Origin of the sequence: Mesorhizobium sp. L2C066B000, from assembly GCF_000502335.1 — a bacterium.
Taxonomy (GTDB): Bacteria; Pseudomonadota; Alphaproteobacteria; order Rhizobiales; family Rhizobiaceae; genus Mesorhizobium.
The window spans coordinates 1-18903 of the sequence record NZ_AYWZ01000029.1 but is presented as its reverse complement, the minus strand read 5'-3'; the positions used below and the strand labels follow the sequence as shown (position 1 = coordinate 18903).

Genomic DNA, 18903 nt, shown 5'->3' with positions numbered 1-18903 from the left:
CTTCGGCACCATTACCGTCGACAAGAACGGCAATGTAATCGACGCCGGCGGCAACACGCAGGCGGCGGCGCCGGCGGAAGGTGCGGCTCCCGCCGCCGAGGCGCCGGCTGCCGGGGCTAAGACCGGCAAGTCGGACGGCACGGTGGTGGCGGCGCTGCCTGCCACCAACAACCCGGAAGAGATCTACCGCAACTCCTACCAGTTCATCCTGTCGGGCGACTACAGCACCGCCGAGCAGGGTTTTCGCGACCACATCGCCCGCTTCCCGAAGGACGCCAAGGCGGCGGACGCGCATTACTGGCTTGGCGAATCGCTGCTTGGCCAGCAGAAGTATCATGACGCTGCCGAGGTTTTCCTCTCCGCCAGCAAGGACTATCCGAAGGCCAAGAAGGCGCCTGACATGCTCCTGAAGCTTGGCGTGTCGCTGGTCGGCCTCAAGCAGAAGGATGTCGCCTGCGCCACCTTCGGCGAGATCGGCAAGCGCTATCCCGATATTTCGGCCGCGCTCAAGGAACGCGTCAAGCAGGAGAGGGCGCTGGCGGCGTGCTAGTCTTTGCCGTGTCGTCCCTGAACCGGGACCACTTTTGCGCGACATGCATTGATGCTCGATACCGAGCCTGACCTTTCGAATTTTTCGCAGATCGACTTTACCAACGGCGCGCTTGCGGCCGTGTCCGGCGGCAGCGACTCGACCGCCCTCCTTCTTCTCCTCAAGGCTCACCTCGACCGTAGCGCCCCGACAGCCCGGCTGCTGGCGGTGACGATCGACCACGGCCTGCGTCCGGAAGCAGCAGTCGAAGCGCGCAGCATGGCAAAGCTCTGTGCGGAGCGCGGCATTGCGCACCGGACGCTCAACTGGTCCGGCGCCAAGCCGTCGACCGGCCTGCCCGCCGCGGCGCGCGAGGCGCGCTACCGGTTGCTAGCCGAGGCAGCGCAGGCGCAAGGCATTGGTGTGATCGTGACCGGCCACACCGCCGACGACCAGGCCGAGACCGTCCTGATGCGAGCCGCGCGGAATGACGGGCGAGAGCTTGCAGGCCGAGGTCTCGCCGGCATGGCGCCGGCCACCCTCTATGACTGGCGGATCTGGATCGCGCGGCCGCTGCTCGGCGTACGGCGCGCGGCGTTGCGCGCTTTCCTGCAGCGCGAACATGTCGGCTGGGTCGAGGATCCGACCAACATCGACACGAGTTTCGAACGCCCGCGCATCCGGGCCGTGCTCGGCGAAGACCGGAGCGGGCAGCGTTTTGCCGAGGCAATCGGCCTGGCTGGGCGGGCTGCCGGCGATCGCGAGGAACTCGGTCGCCGCGCCGCCGCCCTGATCGGTGAATTTGCCAGCCGGCCGGCGAGGGGTCTCATCCGTCTCGATCCCGGTTTTGCCGAAGCTGACGAAACGCGAGCCCCGGTCTATGCGCTGCGTGTTCTGCTGGCGGCGACGGGCGGCACCGCCTTGTTGCCGGACCAGGCGCGCGGCGAAGCGCTGTTCGAGCAAATGCGGGCCGGTCGGCTTTGCGCCACATTGTCGCGGGCGGTCGTCGATATCAGGCGAAACGGCATCTTCCTGCGCCGTGAATCGCGCGACCTGGCGCGTTCCGCGCCGGTAGCTGGCACTCTGCTTTGGGACGGTCGCCGGCGGATCACGCCAGACATCGAAGCCGGGGCGATCACATTGGGTGACAGTCCGGGTGCATGGTTGATCGCGCCGCTTGGCGCCGCTGCCGCCGCCAAAACGCCGATTGCCGGGGACGGCGCGCCGCCAAGCCTTGTGCGCGCCGCCCTGGCTGCGGAACCGGCGCTATGGCGCGGCGGCGAATGCCGTGGTTTTGCAGGGGATGTAGCGGCGGCGCCGGCAATCGCCGTCAGCCCGGTCGTTGCGCCCTTTGCCCGTTTCCTGCCGTGCTTCGATCTGGTGTTGGCGCAGGCCGTCGCCGAGTTGATCGGCGCACCGCCTGTCCCGGCTTGCCCTTTGGCCGCCACAGTGCCGGTTGATCATGGCGCGAAAGCTTAACCCAGACGTGCTGTTATGCTTGGCAAGGGGGGGCGCTCTCCCTATGTTAGGCGCAAGTTTCCTCTCATGACGCGTGTCCCAGCGGGCACCAACGGGACAATTGATGAATCCGAATTATCGCAATCTCGCGCTCTGGGCGATCATAGCGGTCCTGCTCATTGCCCTCTTCAATCTGTTCCAAACGCCGCAGACTCGCGGGGCCTCGACCGACGTTCCCTATTCGCAGTTCCTGCAAGAGGTCGCGGCCGGCCGGGTCAAGACGGTGGTCATCGCCGGCGCCCGCATCACGGGCACCTACGCCGACAACGCCAATGGCTTCCAGACCTATTCGCCTGGCGATCCGCAGCTGGTCTCGCGGCTGCAGGACAAGAACGTCACCATCAATGCGCGGCCTGAGTCGGACGGTTCCAACTCGCTGTTCAGCTATCTGATCTCCTACCTGCCAATGATCCTGATCCTTGGCGTGTGGATATTCTTCATGCGCCAGATGCAGTCCGGCTCCGGCCGCGCCATGGGTTTCGGCAAGTCGAAGGCCAAGCTTCTCACTGAGGCGCATGGCCGCGTCACCTTCCAGGATGTCGCCGGCGTCGACGAGGCCAAGGAAGATCTGGAAGAGATCGTCGAGTTCCTGCGCGATCCGCAGAAGTTCCAGCGCCTCGGCGGCAAGATCCCGCGCGGCGTGCTTCTGGTCGGACCTCCCGGCACCGGCAAGACGCTGCTCGCCCGCTCCGTCGCCGGCGAAGCGAATGTGCCGTTCTTCACCATTTCGGGTTCCGACTTCGTCGAGATGTTCGTCGGCGTCGGCGCAAGCCGTGTGCGCGACATGTTCGACCAGGCCAAGAAGAATGCTCCCTGCATCATCTTCATCGACGAAATCGACGCTGTCGGCCGCCATCGCGGCGCCGGCCTCGGCGGTGGCAATGATGAGCGCGAACAGACGCTGAACCAGCTGCTGGTCGAGATGGACGGCTTCGAGTCCAACGAGAGCATCATCCTGATCGCCGCCACCAACCGGCCCGACGTGCTCGACCCGGCGCTGCTGCGTCCGGGCCGTTTCGACCGCCAGGTGGTGGTGCCGAACCCCGACATCGTCGGCCGCGAGAAGATCCTCAAGGTGCATGTGCGCAACGTGCCGCTGGCGCCGAATGTCGACCTCAAGGTGATCGCGCGCGGCACGCCGGGCTTCTCGGGCGCCGACCTGATGAACCTGGTCAATGAATCCGCTCTGATGGCGGCGCGCCGCAACAAGCGCCTTGTCACCATGGCCGAGTTCGAGGACGCCAAGGACAAGATCATGATGGGCGCCGAGCGCCGCTCGTCGGCCATGACCCAGGCCGAAAAGGAACTCACGGCCTATCACGAGGCCGGCCACGCCATCCTGGCGCTCAACGTGCCGTCGGCCGATCCGCTGCACAAGGCGACCATCATCCCGCGCGGTCGCGCGCTCGGCATGGTCATGCAACTGCCGGAAGGCGACCGCTATTCGATGAGCTACAAATACATGATCTCGCGGCTTGCCATCATGATGGGCGGCCGCGTCGCAGAGGAGTTCAAGTTCGGCAAGGAGAACATCACCTCCGGCGCGTCCTCGGACATCGAGCAGGCGACAAAGCTGGCGCGCGCCATGGTCACGCGCTGGGGCTTCTCCGACAAGCTCGGCCACGTCGCCTATGGCGACAACCAGGAAGAGGTTTTCCTCGGCCATTCGGTGGCGCGCACGCAGAACGTCTCGGAAGAGACTGCGCAGATCATCGACGCCGAAGTACGCCGCCTGATCGACGAGGCCTATGTCACGGCCAAATCCATTCTGACCAAGAAGAAGAAGGAATGGATCGCTCTGGCGCAGGGCCTGCTCGAATACGAGACGCTTTCGGGCGAAGAGATCAAGCAGCTGATCGCCGGGCAGAAGCCCGCGCGAGATTTGGGGGATGACACCCCCACAAGCCGCGGCTCGGCTGTGCCGAAGTCCGGCCGCCGCAAGAAGGGTCCCGAGCCCGAAGGCGGCATGGAGCCTCAGCCATCGAGCTGAGCTGACATCACTTGATGCAAGAAAACGCCGCGGCTCAATCCGCGGCGTTTTGCTATTCAGGGTCTCTCAAAAAGAGCATGCGGGACGGATGCATTTGCTTGGCCGGGGCGCACACCGTCAGTCCGGCCAGCATGTTGCTTGCCCCATCTGGCCAGCGGGATCAGGGCATTGTCCAGCTCGATGCCGAATTCGGTAATCGAGTATTCGACCCTCGGCGGCACCTCGGGAAAGATTTCGCGATGGACGATGCCGTCGGCCTCCATTTCGCGCAGCTGTTGGATCAGCATCTTTTCGCTGATGTCAGGCACCAGCCGCTTCAGCTCACCGAATCGTGCCGGCGCCTTGTGAATCTGCCAGAGCAGTAGCGCCTTCCATTTGCCGCTGATGACCTCCAGCGCCGGTCCCAATCCGCAACTATCTGGCTGTTTCTTTCCCATGTTTCATCCAATTCTGAGCAATCGGTGGGTAGCTTACATTTTTGTCGGTACTTGAGAAAAACCAAGCCGGTCCATAGCTTCAAACCAGCTCGCCGGCATCGGCGAACACCACAACTTCATATCGGTACCTCGCTTCGACCTGCAAAGGCCGTCGGCGGCCGGATTTTGTCAAAAAGGGATGGATCATGACACGATACGCAAACAAGAAGGCCGTTGTCATCGGCGGGACGCACGGCATGGGGCTCGCCGTTGCCGAAGCCCTGATCGAAAGCGGCGCCGAGGTCCTGGTCACCGGCCGCGACCAGCGCAACATCGAGGCCGCGCGAGCCAAGCTGCTTTCGCGAGCTCATGTCGTGCGGTCCGATATCTCAGACATGGCCGATATCGTCACGCTCGGTGCCGAAGTGGGGCAGAAGCTTGGCCAGATCGACTTCCTTCACGTCAATGCCGGGGTGGCCAATCTCGAACCCGTGGAGCGAGTCACCGAGGACAGTTACGATCGCACCTTCGACATCAACACCAAAGGCGCTTTCTTCACCGCGCAGCGCCTGCTGCCCCTCATCAGGGATGGTGGCGCCATAGTCTTCACCTCGTCGATCGCCGACGAATCCGGCACCGGCGGCATGAGCGTCTATTCCGGATCGAAGGCGGCACTGCGCGCCTTCGCCAAGGTCCTGGCGGCCGAGCTTCTGCCGCGCCGCATCCGCGTGAATGTGGTCAGCCCTGGTTTCATCGATACGCCGACGATGGGTGTGGCCGACGCCTCGGCCGAGGAGCGGGCCGCCTTCATGGCGATCGGCGACGCGGTCACACCGATGAAGCGCCACGGCACGATGGAGGAGGTGGCGCGCGCAGTGCTGTTCCTGGCGTTCGACGCGACCTTCACCACGGGCGCGCGGCTGACCGTGGACGGTGGCCTTGGCCAGGACCTGAGCCCGACACCGGCGTAACCGCGCAACAAACCAAGGAGAAGCAGAATGAGCGACATAACAGTAATCGGTCTCGGCGCCATGGGCACTGCGCTTGCCGAAGCCTTTCTGAACCAGGGACATGCGGTGACGGTGTGGAACCGTTCTCCGGCAAAGGCTGAGGCTTTGGCAGCCAAGGGCGCCATTGTGGCCAAGAGTGTCGAGGAAGCCGTTAGATCGAGTCCACTGATCGTGGCGTGCCTGCTTGTCTATGACACCGTTGGTGAGGTGCTCGACCCAAGCCGAGCGGCGCTGTCGGGCCGCACATTGGTCAATCTCACCAACGGCACGCCCGAGCAGGCGCGGGCGATGTCGGGCTGGGCGGTGAGCCAGGGCGCCAGCTATATCGACGGCGGTGTCATGGCGGTGCCGCCGATGATCGGCGGGCCGCACGCCTTGATTCTCTACAGCGGTTCGCGCCAGGCGTTCGATGCCTGTTCGGGGCAGCTCGGAGCGCTCGGCACCAGCAAATTCCTCGGTGAGGATGCTGGCCTCGCGCCGCTCTATGATATCTCGCTTCTGACCGGCATGTACGGCATGTTCGCGGGCGTTCTGCAGGCGTTGGCATTGACGGGCGCAGCAGGAATCCCGGCCGGCGAGTTCATGCCGCTGCTGGCCTCCTGGCTTCAGTCGATGCAAGGCCTGCTGCCGAAGTGGGCCCGAACAGATCGACAATGGCGATCACACCAGCAATGTCGTTTCCAACCTGGGCATGCAGGCTGATGCCTACGTCAATCTCATCGATGCCAGCAGGTCGGCTGATGTCAGCACCGAACTCGTCCTGCCGATGCAAAGCCTGTTGAAGCGCGGGGTGGCTGCCGGCCAGGCCAATGCCGATCTTACAAGCCTGGTCGCACTGCTCCAGCTTTCGAAACAAGGCGCTTGACGGCGCAAGACCCAAGAGAAGGCCGCCAACCTTGCGGTTGGGGGCCTTCGATCTTCAAACGCTGCTGGTCGATTAGCTCTTCAGCTTGGCGTTGCAGAGGCTGTAATAGCCGCCGCCCTTCTGGATCCAGCGAAGGCCGTTCAACGTACCCGCGTCCTTGTTGCCGTGGTAGCCCTGCAGGCAGGTCTTCATACGCGCCTTCGAGGGCTTCTCGGTCTTGAATTCGGCGGCGAGGGTGGTCGGGAATGTCACGCCCGTCGGCGCTACAACGGGGGCGACCGCCGCGCTGGTTTCCTTCTTCGGCTGCGGCTGGGTTTTGACCGCATCCGTACTGGCACTCTCCGCAGCTGACGTCGCACACTTCTCGGTGCGGAAAGCGGTCCAATCCATGCCGTTCAGAGTGCCGCCTTCCTTGGCTGTGCGATAAGCCTCGCCGCATTCCTTCATTGTCAGTGCGCTTGCAGGGGCGACGCTCCACGCAATCCATGCCGTCACAGCCAATGCCGCCAATTTCAATCTGGACATAAGACTCTCCTGGTTGACAAAAGTTCGATGTCCTTTTGTATACCATTTGTTCTGCATATGTTCAATTGGAATCTTTGCGAACCACCGATATGTCTGGGGTGGGCAGTGTGGGCGAATAGATGATGCCGACAGCTTCCGCGATATGTAGACGTCGATCAACGCCGGGTGTGTTCGAGCGCAATAAAAAGGCCCGCGCATGCTGCGATGCGCGGGCCTCTGTCTGGAGAATATGGCTACGCGATCAGCTCTTCAGCTTGGCATTGCAGAGGCTGTAGAAGCCGCCGCCCTTCTGGATCCAGCGCAGGCCATTCAGCGTGTTGGCATCCTTATTGGCGTAGTAGAGCTCGAGGCAGGTGTGCATGCGGCCCTTGGCCGGCGTCTCGCCGGCGTATTTCTTCGAGATCGCGGCCGGGAACTTCACACCCTTGGGAGCGGTGACCGAGGGCTTCTCGGGCTCGCTGGTATAGGTCGCCTCGCTCGGAGCGGGCACGGTGTCGTCGTCATCTGCGCCTGCGCCGCATTCGGCCTTGCGGAAGTCGTTCCACTTCTTGCCGCCCAGAGTATTGGCAGACTTGGCAGCCTGGTACTTGGCGCTGCAATCGGCCATGCTCAGGCCCTTGCCGCTGCTGTCGGCAGCTGCCTTGGTGGTTGCCTTGGCGGGTGCTGCCGCGGCCGAGGCCCCGGCGGCGCATTCGGTCTTGCGGAAGTCGTTCCACTTTGCGCCATTGAGCGTACCGGCGGCCTTTGCCGCCTGGTACTTGGTGCTGCATTCCTTGGCCGTCAGGCCCTTAGCGCCATCGTCGGTTGTGGCTGCGGCCTTGGTCGTGGCCTTGGCGGGTTCTGCCGCGGCGGATGCGCCGGCGGCGCATTCGGTCTTGCGGAAGTCGTTCCACTTTGCGCCATTGAGCGTACCGGCGGCCTTGGCAGCCTGGTATTTAGCGCTGCATTCCTTGGCCGTCAGACCCTTGGCGCCGTCATCAGCAGCGGCGGCGGCCTTGGTCGTGTCCGTCTTGGCCGCAGCGGCCTTCTTGGCCGCCGGCTTTGCGGTCTCGGTGGTGGCCGCCGCGTCGGTGCCGCACTCGGCCTTCCGATACTGATTCCAGGTCTGCCCGTTCAGCGTGCCGGCGTCCTTGGCGGCATTATACTTGGTACTACACTGGGCCATGGTCAGCGCGCTGGCGGGCGCCGCCATGAACAAGGTTGCGACGGCAAGACCCGTCAAAGTTGCAAGTCGGTGGATGAGCATGGCGTTCTCCCGTTGCTGCGCCCATAGGTTGTACCTGTGTCAATCAATAGCTCTCAACGCTAGGCTGCGCCAGATGCTAAACGGCGTTCTCCCGATAAGGTGATGGACCCTTGCGATCTGCCGCTCCAACAGTCCGGCTTACCGGCCCAATCTGCGCAGTGTGGCCCAGTGTGAATGCTATATTGCGGCAACACCGTGTCATGATACGCTGCCAACGCTCCGAACAGCCTGCTACAATGATTTTCTAAGAATTGGTAATATACAATCACACAATGTGATAGTCGGGCTCGGACCAATTGTGGCATTACGAGCCGGCTGAAAACCGACGGGGATTCTGGCAAGCATGGCAGGACGTTATTTTGGCACCGACGGCATTCGCGGGCGCGCCAACAAGTTTCCGATGACGGCTGAGATCGCGATGCGGGTCGGCATGGCCGCCGGCCTGTCGTTCCAGCGCGGCAGCCATCGCCACCGCGTCGTGCTCGGCAAGGACACCAGGCTGTCCGGCTACATGATCGAAAACGCCATGGTGTCCGGCCTGTGCGCGGCCGGCATGGATGTGTTCCTGCTCGGCCCGATCCCGACACCGGCGGTCGCCATGCTGGTACGCTCGCTGCGTGCCGATATCGGCGTCATGATCTCGGCCTCGCACAATCCCTATTACGACAACGGCATCAAGCTGTTCGGTCCCGACGGGTACAAGCTCTCCGACGAGATCGAGGAGCGCATCGAGAGCATGCTCGACAAGGATATCGAACTGGCGCTCGCCGATTCCGACGGACTTGGCCGCGCCAAGCGCGTCGACGGCGTGCATGACCGCTACATCGAATTCGCCAAGCGCACGCTGCCGCGCTCAATGTCGCTGTCGGGTCTCAGGATCGTCGTCGATTGCGCCAACGGCGCGGCCTACAAGGTGGCGCCAGCAGCACTTTGGGAACTGGGCGCCGAGGTCATTGCCATCAATGTCGATCCGAACGGTTTTAACATCAACAAGGAATGCGGCTCGACCCATCCGGCCGGCCTGCAGAAGAAGGTGCATGAAGTGCGCGCCGATATCGGCATCGCACTCGACGGCGATGCCGACCGTGTCGTCATCGTCGACGAGAACGGCACCATCGTCGACGGTGACCAGATCATGGCGCTGATCGCCGAGTCCTGGCACCAGAGCGGGCGACTGGCCGGCGGCGGCGTCGTCTCGACGGTGATGTCCAATCTCGGCCTCGAACGCTTCCTTGGCGACATGAAGCTGCAGCTGCATCGCACCAAGGTCGGCGACCGCTATGTCGTGGAACATATGCGCGCGCACGGGTTGAATGTCGGCGGCGAGCAGTCGGGCCACATTGTGCTGTCCGATTTCTCGACCACTGGCGACGGGCTGGTCTCGGCTCTGCAGGTGCTGGCCTGCATCAAGCGGCAGAACCGGCCGGTCAGCGAATTGTCGAAGAAATTCGAGCCGGTGCCGCAGCTGTTGAAGAATGTCCGCATCGCCGGCGGCAAGCCGCTTGAGGAAGCCACGGTCAAGGCGGTGATCGAAGACGCGCGCAACCGTCTCGGCAAGGCCGGCCGCCTGGTCATACGGCCCTCCGGCACCGAGCCGCTGATCCGCGTCATGGCCGAGGGCGACGACCCACAGCTGGTCGAGGCCGTGGTCAACGACATCGTCGACATTATTTCGGAAACGCGCAGCGCCGCCTGATTGCGCTGCGTCCAACGGCAGGGGCGAACTGCCGGCTCAAGACTTCAAGCCCGCCTGCAGGCGGGCTTTTTGTTTCGGCCAGGGTTGGTCCCAAGCGTTATGCCGGCGGAGACTGTTTGCTAAAATGTCGAGAATTCGTGGTTAATCGACAGGGTTAAACGCCTTTTAACTTTTCCAATTCATTATCCACAACTGAGGTCAATCACATTCGGGCAAGTTGGACTTTCCCGACGGTTCTCAGGGGTGACAAACATGTTCAATACAGCAAAAAAGGCCCTCCTTGCCGCGCTGTTCGCAGGTGTGGCCGGGCCAGTATTCGCCGCCGATCTGGCGGAGCCGCCGGTGGTCGAAGAGGCGCCGGCGCCGATCGCCTACGAGCAGCCGGCCGATTTCGGCGGCTGGTACATCCGCGGCGACATCGACTATCATAAATCGGATTTGCGCGGCATCGACTATATCACCTACGGGCCGCCTCCCGGCAGCAATGTTTTCGATTCCGGCGAGCTTAAGGGCGGCTTCTCACTCGGCGCCGGCATTGGCTACAAGATCAACGATCATTTCCGTACCGACCTGACAGCCGACTATTGGTTCGCTTCGGACTTCAACGGATCAACCAACGATGGCGTTACGACCTCGGTCGAAGTGTCGAAAATGAGCGCATTGCTGCTCTTGGCCAACGCCTATTACGATATCGGCACCTGGCACGGCATCACGCCTTATGTTGGCGCTGGCATCGGCGGCGCGCACGTCAAATGGGATACCGTCCACGACCCGAACACAACCGAGACCAACCCCGGGTCGAAGAATTGGCGCTTTGCCTACGCGCTCATGGCCGGCGCGTCCTATTGCCTTACCGACAGGGTGATCCTGGATGCCGGCTATCGCTACTCTCACATTGAGGGGGGCCGCATGTTCGACTTCGACGTGAGCAGTTCCGGGCCCGGCTTCGACCATGGCATCAACACACATGAGGTACGAGGCGGTCTGCGCTATCAGTTCGGCGGCAATAATGGTTGCACATCGCCGGAGCCCTACGTTCCAGAGCCGGAGCCGATCTACACCAAGTAGTCGCTTCGAAATCCAGGAATTCGCGAACCGCCCGGTCTTGCCGGGCGGTTTTCGTTCGCCGATGCTTGCGCGTTTTCAACCGGCCGCGTGTGCCGAAGAAACCCAATTGAAATCAATTCGGTACGCCGCGTTATCCTTAACCCTGACTTAACCACTATGGTTAACAATGCTTGGTGAAACGGCGCTTGCGATCAAAATGACGGGCGCCAATTTCAGGAGCCGGGGACCCATGAATTTCAAATCGCTGACAGCGCCGGCGCTCGCCGCACTCGTCCTTGTGCCGCTGACGCCGGCGCAGGCCGCGGACTACGATCCGCCGATCTATGTCGATCAGGCGCCGGACTATCAACCGGTCGAGGTCGGCTCGGGCTGGTATCTGCGCGGCGACGTCTCTTATCTGGCGCAGAAGAGCTACGAGGATCAGGATTTCACCTTCGCCCCCGCGAGCTTCAGCGAGAAGCAGGATCCGGCCTTTGCCAGCATCGGCTTCGGCTACCACTTCAACGACTATCTGCGCGGCGACGTCAATCTTGGCTATCTGCCCGGCAACAAGATCGGCGTCGGCTTTGACGATTCGGCGACGCCGCCGCCGGGTGGTGCGACCATCGCGTCGGCATCGCTGCAGAATTATTCCCTGTCGGGCATGGTCAATGGCTATGTCGATCTCGGCACTTATGTCGGGATCACGCCCTACCTCGGCGCCGGCATTGGGCTGGTCCGGAGCAAATACAAGCTGTCGGCGAGTTACTTCACCGACAATGTCGACCCTACGGATGATTTCGTCCGGAACGACAACAAGACCCAGTATTCCCTCGCCTACACGCTGGATGCGGGCCTGGCCTATCAGGTGACCAAGAATGTTTCTGTAGATCTCGGCTACCAGTACTTCTCCGCGCCGGATGCCGAATATGTCACGGCCGAGAGCCTGACCTCCTATCCGATCCGCAAGGGCATCAGCAATCATCAGGTCAAGCTCGGCCTGCGCTACGACCTCTGGTAGGAAGCTTGCTGTTCGGAAGCCCAACGGCGGATCTCTTCGATCCGCTGTTTGCGTTTTAGCCCACGACATGCTGATCCCGTATCGCCGGTATCCCGCCAGCGACAAAAACTTTCCTCTTGACGCCTGAGGGCTGAACGCATATCGCCGTCCGTGGGCCACCCCTCCCCAACGAGGGGCCACTATCTGGAAGGATAGACCACGATGACGACGCATACGAAGCCCGGACTCCGTCCGGCAAACCCCAATTTCTCCTCAGGTCCCTGCGCAAAACGCCCCGGCTGGTCGGTCGAGGCACTGAAGAATGCTGCGCTCGGCCGTTCCCACCGCGCCAAGATCGGCAAGACCAAGCTCGAACAGGCGATCGAGCTGACGCGCGAGATTCTCCAGGTTCCGGCCGATTACCGCATCGGCATCGTGCCGGCGTCGGACACGGGTGCTGTCGAGATGGCGCTGTGGTCGCTGCTCGGTGAACGCGGTGTCGACATGGTGGCATGGGAAAGCTTTGGCTCCGGCTGGGTGACCGATGTGGTCAAGCAGCTGAAGCTAGTCGATATCAGAAAGATCGAGACAGGCTATGGCGAGCTGCCGGATCTCACCAAGATCGATTTCGACCGCGATGCGGTCTTCACCTGGAACGGCACGACCTCAGGCGTGCGCGTGCCGAATGGCGATTTCATTCCAGCCGACCGCAAAGGCCTGACCATCTGCGACGCGACCTCGGCCGCATTCGCGCAGAGGCTCGATTTCCAGAAGCTCGATGTCGTCACCTTCTCCTGGCAGAAAGTGCTGGGCGGCGAGGGCGCACACGGCATGCTGATCCTGTCGCCTCGCGCCGTCGAGCGACTGGAAACCTACAAGCCGGCGTGGCCGCTGCCGAAAATCTTCCGCCTGACCTCGGGCGGCAAGCTGATCGAAGGCGTCTTCAAGGGCGAGACCATCAACACGCCGTCGATGCTGTGCGTCGAGGACTATCTCGATGCGCTTCATTGGGCGAAGTCGATCGGCGGTCTCGATGCGTTGATTGCCAGAGCCGATGCCAATGCCGCCGTGCTCGATGGCTTTGTCGACAAATCGTCCTGGCTCGGCCATCTCGCGGTCGATGCGGCGACACGGTCCAACACGTCCGTATGTCTGTCCTTCACCGACGCCGATGTCGCGGCGCTCGACGCCGACGGGCAGGCGGCTTTCGCCAAGGCGATCGTCTCTGTGCTCGACAAGGAAGGCGTCGCGTACGACATCGGCTCCTATCGCGATGCACCTTCCGGCCTGCGCATCTGGTGCGGTGCCACCGTCGAGACATCCGATCTCGAGGCGCTGCTGCCTTGGCTCGACTGGGCCTTCGCCACGCAGAAGGCTTCGCTGAAGGCCGCAGCCTGAGATTTCGTGGTGGCCTGCGGGCCGCCCTTTCCCGACAATCCAGTTCAAGGAGGCCGCCATGGCGCCCCGCGTTCTCGTCTCTGACAAACTCTCCACCACCGCCGTCCAGATATTCAAGGACCGCGGTATCGAGGTCGACTATTTGCCTGATCTCGGCAAGGACAAGGAAAAGCTGCTCGAAGTCATCGGCCAGTATGATGGCCTTGCCATCCGCTCGGCGACCAAGGTCACGGAAAAACTGATCAACGCCGCGACAAGACTCAAGGTCGTCGGCCGCGCCGGCATCGGTGTCGACAATGTCGACATCCCCGCGGCGAGCCGCAAGGGCATCATCGTGATGAACACGCCTTTCGGCAATTCGATCACCACGGCCGAACATGCGGTGGCGATGATCTTTGCACTCGCACGGCAGATCCCGGAGGCCAATGCCTCGACCCATGCCGGCAAATGGGAAAAGAACCGCTTCATGGGCGTCGAGATCACCGGCAAGACGCTGGGCGTTATCGGCTGCGGCAATATCGGCTCGATCGTCGCCACGCGGGGCGTCGGCCTGAAGATGCATGTCGTTGCCTTCGACCCGTTCCTGTCGGACAAGCGCGCCGAGGAACTCGGCGTCGACAAGGTCGAGCTGGACGAGCTGTTCGCCCGCGCCGATTTCATCACGCTGCACACGCCGCTGACCGACAAGACGCGCAACATCATCGACGCGGCGGCGATCGCCAAGATGAAGAACGGCGTGCGCATCATCAATTGCGCGCGTGGCGGGCTCATCGTCGAAGCCGACCTGGTCGCGGCGCTGAAGAGCGGCAAGGTGGCGGGCGCCGGCGTCGATGTGTTCGAGGTCGAACCGGCGGAGAACAACGCGCTGTTCGGCATGGAGAATGTGGTGGCAACGCCGCATCTGGGCGCCTCGACAGCGGAAGCGCAGGAAAATGTCGCGCTCCAGGTGGCCGAGCAGATGGCCGACTATCTGATCAAGGGCGCGGTTTCGAATGCCATCAACATGCCCTCGATCACGGCCGAGGAAGCACCGCGGCTAAAGCCGTTCGTCAAGCTCGCCGAAGTGCTCGGCGCCTTTGTCGGCCAGGTCACCGAGGACCCGATCAACGAGGTCGAGATCCTGTTCGATGGCTCGACCGCGACGATGAACACGCGTGCCCTGATCAGTGCCGCGCTTGCCGGACTGATCCGGCCGCAGGTCGCCGACGTCAATATGGTGTCGGCGCCGATCATGGTGAAGGAGCGCGGCATCATCGTCGCCGAGGTCAAGCGCGACAAGTCGGGCGTGTTCGACGGCTACATCAAGCTGACGGTGAAGACCGAGCACATGACGCGCTCGATCGCCGGCACCTGCTTCTCCGACGGCAAGCCGCGCTTCATCCAGATCAAGGGCATCAATCTCGACGCCGAGGTCGGCCAGCACATGCTCTACACAACCAATGCCGATGCGCCCGGCATTATCGGCCTGCTCGGCACGGTGTGCGGCGAGAACGGCGTCAACATCGCCAACTTCCAGCTCGGCCGCAACCGGCCGGGCGGCGATGCGATCGCGCTGCTCTATCTCGACGCGCCGTTCCCGGAAAAAGTGCTGGAACAGGTCAAGGCGCACAAGTCGATAGACTCGGCCAAGCGGCTGCAGTTCGACGTCAACGCGATGTAGTTGACGGCGTGGCGGACGCGGCGGTCCTCCCCCATCATTGGGGCGGCCGCCGCACAGGCCGGTTCAGGTCAATTCGTCTGAGCCGTCGGAGACGCCCACGCGATGCCGATAGACCAATTCCCAGCCCTTCCAGCCTGTAAACAGCAGGACCAGAACCACGATCAGCGACAAGATAAAGCCGGTCGGAATCACGGCCGCCGCTCCAGCGACATAACGCGAGTACCAGTTGTAAAGCTCGATCAGCACGACGAGAACGTTGCCGCCGGCATGGAGCCATGCCGTCGTGAGATTGCGGATCTGAACATCGCCGAGAACGTCCGTCAGGCCGGTAAGAGCGGCCAAGGCGCCCATGATCAGGCCGGCGCCGAGAAGCCAAAGCGATCCGGTGACCCACCCGGGATCGGCTGTTTGCCAGAAAATCAGATCGCAAACGAAGGTGCCGACAAAGAAGGCGATCGGAAACGGAATCAGCATTGGATGAATGGGGTGACCGGCAATGCTTGCCGTGCTGCGAGGGTTATGGCTCATCTTGTTGCCTCCCACGCAAGCAAACTCCGCCAGAGGTAAAATGTTCCAGGTCGGCGCGCGGCAGCAGTTATCGCGACGGCGGCGCAGCGCGGCAGCAGCCAAATGTTATCCGCGGCGGTTCGGTGCCGCCATCTTGCGCCCGCTGTATTCGGCGAGCGAAATGCCGCCCAGCACCAGGATGAGCGCCAGCGCCTGGTAGAGCTGGAATGTCTCGCCGACGATCAGCACTGACAGCAGCGTGCCGAAGATCGGCACCAGATTGATGAACAGCCCGGCACGGTTGGCGCCGATCAGTTCGTTGCCCCTGATGTAAGTGATCTGCGAAATGACCGAAGCGCCGATCGCGGTATAGACGATGACCACCCAGCCGCTGATATCGGGGACGATAACCTTGCCGGCGGCGACCTCCCACAGGAAGAACGGCAGCGAGGTGATGAGGGCAGCGATCGCCAGGGACAACATCAGGCTCTGCCAGCGCATCACCGGCTTCAGCCGCAGCCCGACCGAATAACCGCTGTAGAGGACGACCGCGACCAGCATGATGGCGTCGCCGAAATTGAGTTCCAATGTGAGCAGCCGGCGCGGATCGCCGTGGCAGGCAGTCAAGATGACGCCGAAGATGGTCAGCACCACGCCCGCAATCTGAGCCCAGCTCACGCGCAGGCGGAAGAAGAAGAAATTGGCAATGATGATCAAGACCGGCATCGCCGCCTGTTCGATCGAGACATTGATCGCCGTCGTGTAGTTGAGCGCGGTGTAAAAAATGGTGTTGAACAGAGTGAAGCCGCTGGCGCCAAGTGCAGCCAGGACGAACCAGTGTTTGCGCACCACCGGCCAGTCCTCCCTGATCGTGCGCCAGCCGATCGGCAGCAGGATCGCGACGGCCAGCACCCAGCGCAGGAAGACCAGCGTCATCGGCGAGACGTGATCGACCGCCAGCTTGCCGGCGACGGAATTGCCGCCCCACAACAAGGTGGTCAGCAGCAGGAACAGGTAGGCGCGTCGATGCATTGCGGGATTCCGGCCGCTTGGGGAGTTGTGTTTGCCGGCCTATTGCCCCCGCCGACGCAAGTAAATGATGTCAAAGCCGAAAATTGTTGTGCCTCAGGGCATTTTCGGCGGCAAAGAAAGGTCGCGCTTGCGAGGTCTTGACGCTATAGAGGCCTGTCGTTTCGAACCATATCCAGGCCGCCAGGGCGGCATCTCAAGGGAAAAGAAACATGGCCAATGTGGTGGTCGTCGGCTCGCAATGGGGCGACGAAGGCAAGGGCAAGATCGTCGACTGGTTGTCGGAGCGCGCCGACGTGGTCGTGCGCTTCCAGGGCGGCCACAATGCCGGCCATACGCTGGTCGTCGACGGCAAGGTCTACAAACTGTCGCTGCTGCCGTCGGGCGTGGTGCGGCAAGGCAAGCTGTCGATCATCGGCAATGGCGTCGTCTTCGACCCGCACGCCTTTGTCGCCGAAGTGGCAAAACTCAAGGCGCAAGGCGTCGAGGTCACGCCGGACCGCCTGAAAATAGCCGAAAACACCGCGCTTATCCTGTCGCTGCACCGGGAGCTGGACGGATTCCGCGAGGACGCCGCCTCCAATTCCGGGACGAAAATTGGCACGACGCGTCGTGGCATCGGCCCAGCCTATGAAGACAAGGTGGGCCGGCGCGCGGTTCGGGTGATGGATCTGGCGGATTTGGAAACGCTGCCCCTCAAGGTCGACAGGCTGCTGACGCATCACAATGCGCTGCGTCGCGGGCTTGGCCATGGCGAAGTCACGCATGAGGCGATCATGACCGAGCTGACCTCGGTGGCCGATGAGATCCTGCCCTATATGGACCGCGTCTGGAAAATCCTCGACGACAAGCGCCGCGCCGGCGAACGCATCCTGTTCGAGGGCGCGCAAGGCACGCTGCTCGACATCGACCACGGCACCTATCCGTTCGTCACCTCGTCCAACACCGTTGCCGGCCAGGCAGCCGCCGGCTCGGGGGTGGGCCCCGGCGCCATCGGCTATGTCCTGGGCATCACCAAGGCCTATACGACGCGTGTCGGCGAAGGCCCGTTCCCGACCGAGCAGAAGAACGAGATCGGCGAATTTCTCGGTACGCGTGGCCACGAATTCGGCGTCGTCACCGGGCGCAAACGCCGTTGCGGCTGGTTCGACGCCGTGCTGGTGCGCCAGGCCGTCGCCGTCAACGGTATCAAGGGCATCGCCCTGACCAAACTCGACGTGCTCGACGGGCTGGATGAGATCAAGGTCTGCACCGGCTACCGTCTCGACGGCGAAACGATCGACTATCTGCCGGCCAGCCAGGGCGCGCAGGCGCGTGTCGAGCCGGTCTACGAGACGCTCGAAGGCTGGAAAGGCACCACAGCCGGCGCGCGCAGCTGGAACGACCTTCCGGCGCAGGCCGTCAAATATGTCCGTTACATCGAGGAGCTGATCGGGGCACCCGTCGCGCTCCTTTCCACCAGCCCGGAACGGGACGACACGATACTTGTGACCGATCCGTTTCAAGACTAGTTTTCTGAAGCCTTTCCGGGCATCGCGGCCGATTTGCGGGGGCCGGCGCGGAAACAAAATACAGGTCGACTGAAGCATGGCAGATTTCGTTGCTATTCTGAAAAAGGCGCTCGACAAGCACGGCGACGAAACGCCCGAAAAGCGTACGCGGATCTATGAAAGCGTTCGTACCATGCTGGCGAAGAAGCTTGCGGAGTATTCGCCGCCGCTGGCCGCCGAAGCCATAAGCACGCAGAAGCGATCCCTGGAAGATGCCATCTCGAGCGTCGAGCGCGACTATGCCAGGGCGGTGCCGGCATCCGATCCGCTGGCGGAGCTGGAGCACATCTTCTCCTCCATCGACCGCAACAAGAACCAGTCCAGTCATGTAAAGCCTTCCGCCACGCCTGCGCCGGCCTGGCAGCCGGCGAAACCCGTGCAGCCGGCGCCGACCGCCAGGACAGAGCCGAGCTGGCAGAGGCCCGCGCCGACACCGCCGTCGCCTGCGGCGCGTGCAGAAACCATCGACAAGCAAGCCGTGGAGCTGGACGCCGACGACGACAGCGCCGATGTGTTCGCCAATGACGAGCAGCCGGCGGCGGACACGTTCCAGCGCCTGCGCCCAGCCGAGCGCAGGCGCAGCTATGGCGGGTTGATCGCGGCTGTCGTCGCGCTTCTGGTGGTCGCCGGCGGCGGCTATGGCATCTGGCTGAACAAGGATGCCTTTGGCTCGATGCTGGGCCTCGGAGGCGACACCAAGACGGTCTCGACCGAACCGCTGGTAAAGCCGGCGCCGGCCAAGCCCGCGGCCGATGCACCCGCACCGGCTGCTGCCGGCGAGGGAACGAAGTTCACCCAGCGCCTGTCGCCCGAAGGCGGTGAAACCGACCCCGGTCCCGCGGCCGGTCAAAGCGGCATCGGCGAGGGCGAGTCCGTCGCCGCGCTGACCACACCGCCACCCCCGGCTCCAGCGCCTG

At 62.8% G+C, this 18903-nt stretch carries 17 protein-coding genes and 1 pseudogene; 13 read left to right on the top strand and 5 right to left on the bottom strand.

Annotated features, from left to right (window positions below):
• From ybgF to ftsH, 3 genes are all read left to right on the top strand, one after another.
• On the top strand, nt 1-550 hold a 550-nt coding region (ybgF, locus tag X733_RS137205), incomplete at its 5' end, for a tol-pal system protein YbgF (RefSeq protein ID WP_023820336.1).
• A gap of 51 nt (nt 551-601) precedes the next feature.
• On the top strand, nt 602-2008 hold the full coding sequence (tilS, locus tag X733_RS137210) for a tRNA lysidine(34) synthetase TilS (RefSeq protein WP_023820335.1): 1407 nt from the start codon (nt 602-604) through the stop codon (nt 2006-2008).
• Between the two features lie 103 nt (nt 2009-2111).
• The gene (gene ftsH, locus X733_RS137215; RefSeq protein WP_023673598.1) at nt 2112-4037 is read left to right on the top strand and encodes an ATP-dependent zinc metalloprotease FtsH; all 1926 of its coding nucleotides are present in this window, start codon (nt 2112-2114) and stop codon (nt 4035-4037) included.
• Nucleotides 4038-4093: 56 nt separating this feature from the next.
• Here the strand turns inward: ftsH and X733_RS137220 are convergent, their stop codons facing one another.
• Complete coding sequence (locus tag X733_RS137220; protein ID WP_050588730.1) at nt 4094-4474, bottom strand: helix-turn-helix domain-containing protein; 381 nt, start codon at nt 4472-4474, stop codon at nt 4094-4096.
• Nucleotides 4475-4659: 185 nt separating this feature from the next.
• Between X733_RS137220 and X733_RS137225 the strand changes: the two genes are divergently transcribed.
• From X733_RS137225 to X733_RS1000000170415, 3 genes are read left to right on the top strand one after another with little or no spacing between them, the layout of a single operon-like run.
• Nucleotides 4660-5424 carry an SDR family oxidoreductase gene (locus tag X733_RS137225; RefSeq protein ID WP_023744988.1) on the top strand — a complete coding sequence of 255 codons (765 nt, stop codon included), beginning with the start codon at nt 4660-4662 and terminating at the stop codon, nt 5422-5424.
• 27 nt (nt 5425-5451) lie between these two features.
• Entirely contained in the window at nt 5452-6165 is a 714-nt protein-coding gene (locus X733_RS01000000166880) for an NAD(P)-binding domain-containing protein (protein ID WP_280790577.1), read from the top strand.
• On the top strand, nt 6155-6328 hold the full coding sequence (locus tag X733_RS1000000170415; RefSeq protein ID WP_023820331.1) for a hypothetical protein: 174 nt from the start codon (nt 6155-6157) through the stop codon (nt 6326-6328). The genes X733_RS01000000166880 and X733_RS1000000170415 overlap by 11 nt, the downstream gene beginning before the upstream one ends.
• 72 nt (nt 6329-6400) lie before the next feature.
• Here the strand turns inward: X733_RS1000000170415 and X733_RS137230 are convergent, their stop codons facing one another.
• Nucleotides 6401-6853, bottom strand: coding sequence for a hypothetical protein (locus tag X733_RS137230; protein WP_031194264.1), 453 nt, complete (start codon nt 6851-6853; stop codon nt 6401-6403).
• A 241-nt stretch (nt 6854-7094) separates the two neighbouring features.
• Nucleotides 7095-8099 carry a hypothetical protein gene (locus X733_RS137235; RefSeq protein ID WP_023755560.1) on the bottom strand — a complete coding sequence of 335 codons (1005 nt, stop codon included), beginning with the start codon at nt 8097-8099 and terminating at the stop codon, nt 7095-7097.
• A 343-nt stretch (nt 8100-8442) separates the two neighbouring features.
• On the opposite strand from X733_RS137235, the gene glmM reads away from it, so the two are divergent.
• From glmM to serA, 5 genes are all read left to right on the top strand, one after another.
• Entirely contained in the window at nt 8443-9795 is a 1353-nt protein-coding gene (gene glmM, locus X733_RS137240) for a phosphoglucosamine mutase (RefSeq protein WP_023673591.1), read from the top strand.
• 252 nt (nt 9796-10047) lie between these two features.
• On the top strand, nt 10048-10863 hold the full coding sequence (locus X733_RS137245; RefSeq protein ID WP_023684191.1) for an outer membrane protein: 816 nt from the start codon (nt 10048-10050) through the stop codon (nt 10861-10863).
• Between the two features lie 229 nt (nt 10864-11092).
• Nucleotides 11093-11863, top strand: coding sequence for an outer membrane protein (locus tag X733_RS137250; protein WP_023684192.1), 771 nt, complete (start codon nt 11093-11095; stop codon nt 11861-11863).
• Nucleotides 11864-12064: 201 nt separating this feature from the next.
• On the top strand, nt 12065-13240 hold the full coding sequence (locus tag X733_RS137255; protein ID WP_023742248.1) for a phosphoserine transaminase: 1176 nt from the start codon (nt 12065-12067) through the stop codon (nt 13238-13240).
• 58 nt (nt 13241-13298) lie between these two features.
• A complete protein-coding gene (serA, locus tag X733_RS137260; RefSeq protein WP_023699182.1) occupies nt 13299-14900 on the top strand; it encodes a phosphoglycerate dehydrogenase in 1602 nt (533 codons plus the stop codon).
• 63 nt (nt 14901-14963) lie between these two features.
• Here the strand turns inward: serA and X733_RS137265 are convergent, their stop codons facing one another.
• Together X733_RS137265 and X733_RS137270 are read right to left on the bottom strand one after the other, a co-directional pair.
• Entirely contained in the window at nt 14964-15428 is a 465-nt protein-coding gene (locus X733_RS137265) for a DUF2231 domain-containing protein (protein WP_023711969.1), read from the bottom strand.
• A gap of 105 nt (nt 15429-15533) precedes the next feature.
• Nucleotides 15534-16439: a DMT family transporter gene (locus X733_RS137270; RefSeq protein ID WP_023820327.1), complete on the bottom strand. Its 906-nt coding sequence runs from the start codon at nt 16437-16439 to the stop codon at nt 15534-15536.
• Nucleotides 16440-16648: 209 nt separating this feature from the next.
• Here X733_RS137270 and X733_RS137275 point away from each other — a divergent pair, with 209 nt between their 5' ends.
• Together X733_RS137275 and X733_RS137280 are read left to right on the top strand one after the other, a co-directional pair.
• Nucleotides 16649-17947 carry an adenylosuccinate synthase gene (locus X733_RS137275; RefSeq protein WP_023684197.1) on the top strand — a complete coding sequence of 433 codons (1299 nt, stop codon included), beginning with the start codon at nt 16649-16651 and terminating at the stop codon, nt 17945-17947.
• A 76-nt stretch (nt 17948-18023) separates the two neighbouring features.
• A pseudogene (locus X733_RS137280) lies at nt 18024-18903 on the top strand (hypothetical protein); the annotation flags it as partial.

Excerpts from the sequence above, each read along its gene's own strand:
- glmM (WP_023673591.1), top strand. The coding sequence starts at position 8,443 with ATGGCAGGACGTTATTTTGGCACCGACGGCATTCGCGGGCGCGCCAAC.
- X733_RS137230 (WP_031194264.1), bottom strand. The coding sequence starts at position 6,853 with ATGTCCAGATTGAAATTGGCGGCATTGGCTGTGACGGCATGGATTGCG.
- X733_RS01000000166880 (WP_280790577.1), top strand. The coding sequence starts at position 5,452 with ATGAGCGACATAACAGTAATCGGTCTCGGCGCCATGGGCACTGCGCTT.
- X733_RS137275 (WP_023684197.1), top strand. The coding sequence starts at position 16,649 with ATGGCCAATGTGGTGGTCGTCGGCTCGCAATGGGGCGACGAAGGCAAG.
- X733_RS137265 (WP_023711969.1), bottom strand. The coding sequence starts at position 15,428 with ATGAGCCATAACCCTCGCAGCACGGCAAGCATTGCCGGTCACCCCATT.
- ftsH (WP_023673598.1), top strand. The coding sequence starts at position 2,112 with ATGAATCCGAATTATCGCAATCTCGCGCTCTGGGCGATCATAGCGGTC.
- serA (WP_023699182.1), top strand. The coding sequence starts at position 13,299 with ATGGCGCCCCGCGTTCTCGTCTCTGACAAACTCTCCACCACCGCCGTC.
- X733_RS137220 (WP_050588730.1), bottom strand. The coding sequence starts at position 4,474 with ATGGGAAAGAAACAGCCAGATAGTTGCGGATTGGGACCGGCGCTGGAG.
- X733_RS1000000170415 (WP_023820331.1), top strand. The coding sequence starts at position 6,155 with ATGCAGGCTGATGCCTACGTCAATCTCATCGATGCCAGCAGGTCGGCT.
- tilS (WP_023820335.1), top strand. The coding sequence starts at position 602 with ATGCTCGATACCGAGCCTGACCTTTCGAATTTTTCGCAGATCGACTTT.
- X733_RS137255 (WP_023742248.1), top strand. The coding sequence starts at position 12,065 with ATGACGACGCATACGAAGCCCGGACTCCGTCCGGCAAACCCCAATTTC.
- X733_RS137225 (WP_023744988.1), top strand. The coding sequence starts at position 4,660 with ATGACACGATACGCAAACAAGAAGGCCGTTGTCATCGGCGGGACGCAC.
- X733_RS137270 (WP_023820327.1), bottom strand. The coding sequence starts at position 16,439 with ATGCATCGACGCGCCTACCTGTTCCTGCTGCTGACCACCTTGTTGTGG.
- X733_RS137250 (WP_023684192.1), top strand. The coding sequence starts at position 11,093 with ATGAATTTCAAATCGCTGACAGCGCCGGCGCTCGCCGCACTCGTCCTT.
- X733_RS137245 (WP_023684191.1), top strand. The coding sequence starts at position 10,048 with ATGTTCAATACAGCAAAAAAGGCCCTCCTTGCCGCGCTGTTCGCAGGT.
- X733_RS137235 (WP_023755560.1), bottom strand. The coding sequence starts at position 8,099 with ATGCTCATCCACCGACTTGCAACTTTGACGGGTCTTGCCGTCGCAACC.